We start from the raw sequence: 7,049 nt of genomic DNA on the forward strand, positions 1-7,049 counted from the left end.
TCCAATATCACGATGGACGGATTGCGTTGTTGTCCTCGTGAGGGCAGCGGACGGGTGTTGGCTTCCTCGGCCGATTTTCTTCATTTCTCAGGATGCAAGGGTAAGATAGTTATTCGCAACAGCGTGTTCTCCGGTGCGCAAGATGATTGCGTGAACGTGCATGGAACCCATCTGCGGATAGACAGTCTGATGGCCGGTAATCGGCTGCGGGTACGCTTTATGCACCCGCAAAGTTATGGTTTTAACGCCTTCTTCGTGGGTGACACGGTGGCGTTTGTGAAGTCGTCGTCGATGCGCCGCATAGCTTCGGCCGTGGTGAAGCAGGTGAATAGGATTTCCGATAGGGTGATTGAATTGGCGCTTGACCGTGCCGTGCCGAGGTCGGTGGTGGTGAAAAGCGATTGCATAGAGAACCTTACATACACGCCGGAGGTAGAGATAACCCACAATTTGTTTACCCATACCAGCACGAGAGGTACGCTCGTGACCACGCCCCGTCGTGTGGTGATAGCGGACAATACCTATCGTAATACGGGCATGAGTGCCATCTTGATAGAAGCCGATGCGAAAGGTTGGTTTGAATCGGGGGCTGTGAAGGACGTGATGATTCGTGATAATATCTTCGAGGGGTGTGCTTTGAATGGTGTATCGGCGCAGGCCGTCATTGCCATAAACCCATCCAATGAGGTGATAAGTGAGGCTTTGCCCGTGCATTTCAATATCCGTGTCGTGAGCAATCGCTTCCTGACGTTTGGTAATCCCATCCTTTTCGGCAAGAGCGTGCGGGGCTTGCGTGTGGTTGGAAACAAGATAGAAGGCGTCGGCAGTGGCGCCGTGAAAGGTTATAAGCCTTGTATATTGAAGGGATGTAGCAAGGTTGTGGTGAAGGATAATCCCGTTATAACCTATTGATAGCGGCTTTGTGATAAAGTAAATCCCTGCCATTTTCAGTGTCGAAAGTGGCAGGGATTTACGTATAAATAGCCTTTTGGCGCAATGGCCGTTGGCCTTTGACTAAAGATTTTGCTCCAAGTAATCCAGTTCTTCAGGCTTTGTGGCCCAACTGGTGACGAAGCGGCATATCATGTTTTCCTTATCGAAAGGTCCCCAATGGGTAAAGACGATGTCCTTCTTGCAAAGCTCTGCCACGGTCTCATTGCTGAGAATGACGAACTGTTGGTTAGTGGGCGAGTCGATAAAGAAGCGGAATCCCTTGTCTTGGAATATCTTTTTCATGCGCATGGCCATGTCAATGGCGTGGCGGGAAATGTCGAAGTAGAGGTTATCAGTGAAGAGTGCGTCGAACTGAACGCCCAAAAGACGGCCCTTAGCCATCAATGCTCCGTGCTGTTTCTGTATGTTGAAGAAGTGCTTATGGGCGTTGTTGTGGGTAAAGACGATAGCTTCGCCACACAAAGCGCCTATCTTCGTGCCGCCAATATAGAACGCGTCGCAGTGTTGGGCCAAGTAAGGCAGCGTGATGTCGTTGTCTTCCGACATGAGACCATAGCCCAATCGGGCGCCATCTACATAGAGAGGCAGGTCGTAACGGCGGCACACTTGGAAGATGTCGTCGAGCTCTTGAGCGGAGTAAAGCGTACCATACTCGGTGGGAAAAGTGATGTACACCATGCCCGGATAGACGGAGTGGGAGGCATTACCGTCATGAAGAAAGTTGTAGAGATAGTCGTCAAGCACGTTCGCATCCATCTTTCCATTGGTTTCTTTCACGGAGATTACCTTGTGTTCGGTAAACTCTATGGCCCCGGCCTCATGGGTGTTGATGTGTCCGGTCTCAACGCTGACCACGCCTTCATAGGTATGAAGGATGGAATCAATAACGGTTGCATTGGTCTGGGTGCCACCCGCAAGGAAGAAGATTTCGGCGTCCGGGTCTTCGCAAGCTGCTTTTATTTTCTCTTTTGCACTGTCACAATAAACGTCGAAACCGTATGACAGTGTCTTCTCTTCGTTGGTTTCAATAAGATGTTGCAGCACTTTGGGGTGCGCACCATTGTTGTAATCGCTTTCGAAAGATATCATCGGATTAATTCATTATTTGATTGCAAAGCTACAATTTTTTTGCATAATATCAACAAAGTGGCCTTAAAAATATGCTGTCGGAGGGCCTTGAAAGCCAAAAGAAATCGCAGTAAGGGCGGCGACAATGTGAGATTTGACCGATAGCCTCTGCCATATAACCGGCCGGGCGTTAGAAAGTGGTCTTGTCTAAGTATGTCGTTTACCGCCTTTACTGCGATGTTCTATTATTAAATTGCGATGTCCTATTATTAAATAAGGTAGCTTAGCGCTATTCCTGATTGTCCTTTTGGCGTATCTCTACACGACGAATCTTACCCGATATGGTCTTGGGAAGCTCGTTGACGAACTCAATGATGCGCGGATATTTGTAGGGAGCGGTCTCATGTTTGACATGATTTTGAAGCTCCTTGATAAGTTCTTCGCTCTCTTTTCCTTGCCACTCTTTCGATAAGACGACCGTAGCTTTGACGACCATGCCCCTGATTGGGTCGGGAACTCCCGTGATGGCACACTCCATAACGGCAGGATGCGTCATCAAAGCGCTCTCCACTTCAAACGGACCTATGCGATAACCGGAGCTTTTAATGACGTCATCAATGCGGCCAACGAACCAATAATAGCCGTCAGCGTCACGCCATGCCATGTCGCCGGTGTGATAAAGACCGTCATGCCAAACCTCTTCGGTCTTGTCCTCGTCACGGTAGTAGCACTTGAAAAGGCCCAAAGGCTTCTCTTTTCCCACACGAATACAAATCTCACCTTTCTCTCCATCCTCGCATTTTGCGCCGTTATTCTTCAATAGGAGAATATCGTATTGAGGATTGGGCTTGCCCATGCTGCCCGGCTTAGGGGCCATCCAAGGGAATGTACCCAGCGTCATGGTAGTCTCGGTTTGGCCGAATCCTTCCATCATCTTGATTCCCGTAAGTTGGTAGAACCGCTCAAACACGGCCGGCTCAAGGGCTTCTCCCGCCGTGGTGCAGTATTGGAGAGAGGATAAGTCGTAATTATTGAAATCCTCATGTATCATGAAGCGGTAAATGGTAGGAGGCGCACAGAAGGACGTGATGCGGTATTTCTCGATTTGGCGGAGTATCTTTTCGGCGGTAAACTTCTCATGGTCGTACACAAAGACGGTAGCGCCGGCAAACCATTGGCCATATAACTTGCCCCATACTGCCTTGCCCCAACCCGTATCAGCCACGGTAAGATGAACGCTGTTCTCATGAAGATTGTGCCAAAAAACACCCGTCGTAAGATGGCCGAGCGCATAAAGGAAGTCGTGGGCCACCATCTTCGGCTCTCCGCTGGTGCCGCTGGTGAAGTACATCAGCATGGTATCGTCATTGTTGTTGACGAACGATGGACGCTCAAAGCGGGGCGCCTGCTTCCATTCTTTGTTCCAATCATGGAATCCTTCGGGCACAGCCTTGTTGGTCTCGGCCAATGAATTAACCGCCACAAGTACCTTTACGGTAGGGCTTTCGGCCATGGCGGCCTTGACTTGGGTCGTAACATACTCGTCATTGACACACAGAATGGCTTTCACGCCGGCCCTTTCGTTGCGATAAACGATGTCATGCTTGGTGAGCATGTGGGTCGCCGGGATGGCCACAGCGCCCAACTTATGGAGCGCAAGCATAGATAACCACCACTGATAATGGCGTTTGAGGATGAGCATGACCATATCTCCACGCTCGATTCCTAAACTTTGATAGTACGAGGCGGCCTGATCGGTTTGTTCTTTCAGGTCTTTGAACGTGAAGCGAAGCTCCTCGCCCTGCTCGTTGGTCCATAAGAGTGCCTGCTTTTCGGGCTGTTCCTCGGCCCATGCGTCGACAACGTCATAGGCGAAATTGAAATTCTCGGGAACAATAAACTTTAAATTGCGCTTGTAATCTTCCTCTGAAGTGAAGCCGGTTTGCTTTAAAAATCTTTCTATCATAGTCCGGTCTGTGTTAGATAGCTATACATAAGAATCGTACGGGCTTGCCATCGAGGGCACGCATACAATGGGGTTGGTGGGCGTCGAAGTAGATACTGTCGCCAACCTCAAGCACAAGAACCTTCTCGCCAAGGGTAATTTCCAATCTGCCTTCGGTCACAATATCAAATTCCTGACCATCATGCGAGTTCTTGTTGAACTTGGTATCATCGGGCAAAGGGTCGACCTGAACGAGGAACGGGTCGACCTTACGGCCTCTGAAGCCACTCGCCAAACTTTGGTATTTGTAGTCTTTACGGCGCTCAACGGTAGGTCCTTGGTCGCGACGGGTAAGGAAATACGCGTCCATGTGGGGCTCCTCGCCAAACATCAGTACGTCAAGACTGATACCATAGCGCTTAGATATTTTGGATAAACGGTACACTGAGGGATCAGCTTCGCCGGCTTCAATCTTTAAATAATGCTCAAGGGTAATGTCGCATAGCTCAGCTACCTCCTCGGCAGGGATGTCGAGAACCTCTCGAAGTCCTTTCAGTCGCTGGCCTATCAGCTTCAATGAATCTTCCATAATAAATCTCTTGATAAATTTAACAACGCTCAAAAGTAGTAAATCTTTTTCGATTCACACGCTATCGTCACCTTTTTTATGAGCAAACAATGCGTCTTTTGCCGCTAAGCCATGCGTAGTCGGGGTTATCGTCGGGGCATGACTATCCACAAGAAGAGGTAAAGCAACAGTCCGGGAAAGCCGGCGCTGAAAACTGTCAGCAGGACATAAGCCAACCGCAACATACCCGGTTCCCAATCCAAATACTCGGCCACGCCACCTAAAATGCCTGCTACCCACCGGTCGTTGGTCGACCTTGTTAATTTCTTTCCATTCATAATATAAAAATGTATTTATTGTTTTACGTACTTTTCAGACGTGATGAGGGCGGCGAAAAGTTGCGTCAGCCACCGTCTTTCCTTATCTGAAGCAGTGTAAGGACTGACGCATGGCGCCAAGGAACCATCTTTTTCGCATCCTGAAATAGGGTAGACGGGTCCGTCCGTCGGTAGCTTCCGCCACCCCGCAAGGCATTTAGAAGCCGGAGTCCACGGCCCGGGCAATATCCGCTGTGAGCTCTTCCAAGTTGGAAAACTCCTTGATTACGATGAAAATAGTGTCGTCGCCGGCTATCGTTCCCAAGATGGCGGCTATCTGACTGTTGTCGATGTTGTAGGCTATACTGCTGGCATAGCCGGGTCGGGTCTTGATAACGCCCATGTTACCGGAGAACTGTACGGAGAGAAAACCCGAATGACGAACCATCTCGGATGCCGGTAATGGCTTGTGAACGCGCCGATACATCGTTTCGTTAGGTAGCACATAAACGTACTTGCCGTTCATACTGGCGGCCTTGGCCACCTTTAATTGCTTCATGTCACGGCTCAAAGTGGCCTGCGTAAGGGTGTAACCTTCTTTCTTAAGTTCCTGAAGCACTTCTTCCTGACTACACAATTCTTTGCTCGATATGAGCATTTTCAAGGTCTCTATCCTGCTTGTCTTGACTTTCATGTACGTGTATAATTATTTAATTATCATGACAAAATTATGTATAATAGTGGATATAACCAAATAATTTTGCATAAAAATAAAAGAAATAGTGCATATTTAATAGGATTGAAACATAAATATGCACATAAAAACGACAAGCTGCCACGGGGCAACTTGTCGTTTATATCGTATTAAATAGGTGTATATGTAATACGCAATGATAGTTTATTTTATATTCGATAGTCGTCTGTATGCTATCAATTAGTGTTTTGTTTCCTATCGATTGGTGGTTTATCTCCTATTTAAATAAGTTCCTATATAATATAAAATAGGTGTAAACCTATCGCTTCATGCCGAAGCCTATGCGTACGCCTTCGTAGTTCTTGCTGAGCTCACTGATGGTAGCGATGGTGTTGTTGCCCGTGAGTTTGCCAACGGTTTGCAAGGCAGTGAGCAGCTTTTTCGATTCCATGGTGAAGCTCATGCCGCTTGTTGTGCGGGTAGCATAGAGCGGAATGGAGAACAAGAGGGTCTTAAGTGTTATCTTCTGCTGGCTCTCATCGTAGGTCCAAGTGCCGCTCAGGCTGCGTCCGGCTATGGAACCGGTGAATGTCTTGTCGTTCTTGAACTGCAATTGGGTGTTGGTTCCCTTAATGCCGAACTTGCTGTAACTGCTCGACAGCTTCTCTCTGATAGACCCGGCGGCCACCTCTCCACCCGCACGGGCTAAGGTGTTATTGCTCGTAAAGGCAATGCCCGGCTCGTAATAGCTCCACGTGCCGTAGAGTTCATTTACCGAAGGCTTGTCCATTCCCAGCACGCTGCCGATGATGTTTCCGATTGTGTTGACGTTAGTGGCTGAGCCGATGACGCTTCCGAGAATATCTCCGGCGGCGCCAAGTGTCTGTCCGCCCGTTGCAATACCACAACTTGTCATGGTCATGCTGCCGGCTATGATGGCAGCCACTGTGAGTTTTGAAATTTTCATTGTTTGTGTTGTATATTAACCTAAATGTGTGTCGAGAGGGTAATTAGTCGTTTCCTTTGCCGAAGAAGCGGAGCAAGTAGATAAACAGATTGATGAAGTCGAGGTAGAGTGTGAGTGCTCCCATGAGGGCAATCTTCTGCGTTGCCTCGCCGCCATCCTCGCTCATGGCCAGTGCTTCCTTGATTTTCTGCGAGTCATAGGCTGTCAGTCCGGTGAAGATAAGTACGCCTATGCCGCTGATAATCATGTCGAACATGGAGTTGCGGAGGAAAATGTTAACCACCAAAGCGATGATCAGACCCAGCAGGGCCATGCGAAGCAGACTGCCGAATTTGCTCAGGTCGGTCTTCGTAACGTAGCCATAGAGGGCCATGGCGCCAAAAGTGCCGGCCGTGATGTAGAAGGTTGTGGCTATGCTGCTGGCCGTGAAAGCCAAGAAGATGATAGACATGGTGACACCGTTGAGCACGCTGTAGAGCAGGAATGACAAGGTGGCAGTGGTCAGCGACATCTTATTGATACGGGCAGAGAGGAAT

The 7,049-nt window shown here is 48.8% G+C and carries 8 protein-coding genes; 1 reads left to right on the forward strand and 7 read right to left on the reverse strand.

Annotated features, from left to right (window positions below):
- The coding region (locus tag VIR50_RS10555; protein WP_422662200.1) for an alpha-1,3-galactosidase-related protein at positions 1-912 on the forward strand (912 nt) is incomplete at its 5' end.
- 102 nt (positions 913-1,014) lie between these two features.
- On the opposite strand, the gene VIR50_RS10560 is transcribed toward VIR50_RS10555, so the two are convergent.
- The 7 genes from VIR50_RS10560 to VIR50_RS10590 form a co-directional block, all read right to left on the reverse strand.
- Positions 1,015-2,043: a threonine aldolase family protein gene (locus VIR50_RS10560; protein ID WP_331935087.1), complete on the reverse strand. Its 1,029-nt coding sequence runs from the start codon at positions 2,041-2,043 to the stop codon at positions 1,015-1,017.
- 268 nt (positions 2,044-2,311) lie between these two features.
- Positions 2,312-3,988, reverse strand: a complete 1,677-nt coding sequence (locus VIR50_RS10565; RefSeq protein WP_331935088.1) for an AMP-binding protein — start codon at positions 3,986-3,988, stop codon at positions 2,312-2,314.
- A 13-nt stretch (positions 3,989-4,001) separates the two neighbouring features.
- Positions 4,002-4,556: a helix-turn-helix domain-containing protein gene (locus VIR50_RS10570; RefSeq protein WP_331935089.1), complete on the reverse strand. Its 555-nt coding sequence runs from the start codon at positions 4,554-4,556 to the stop codon at positions 4,002-4,004.
- Positions 4,557-4,681: 125 nt separating this feature from the next.
- A complete protein-coding gene (locus tag VIR50_RS10575; protein WP_331935090.1) occupies positions 4,682-4,873 on the reverse strand; it encodes a PspC domain-containing protein in 192 nt (63 codons plus the stop codon).
- Between the two features lie 196 nt (positions 4,874-5,069).
- Positions 5,070-5,546, reverse strand: coding sequence for an arginine repressor (locus VIR50_RS10580; protein WP_331935091.1), 477 nt, complete (start codon positions 5,544-5,546; stop codon positions 5,070-5,072).
- A gap of 319 nt (positions 5,547-5,865) precedes the next feature.
- Positions 5,866-6,513, reverse strand: coding sequence for a DUF4923 family protein (locus VIR50_RS10585; protein ID WP_331935092.1), 648 nt, complete (start codon positions 6,511-6,513; stop codon positions 5,866-5,868).
- A gap of 43 nt (positions 6,514-6,556) precedes the next feature.
- Positions 6,557-7,049: Bax inhibitor-1/YccA family protein (locus tag VIR50_RS10590; RefSeq protein ID WP_331935093.1), on the reverse strand; the 493-nt coding region annotated here is incomplete at its 5' end.

Origin of the sequence: Prevotella sp., from assembly GCF_036570325.1 — a bacterium.
Lineage (GTDB): Bacteria > Bacteroidota > Bacteroidia > Bacteroidales > Bacteroidaceae > Prevotella.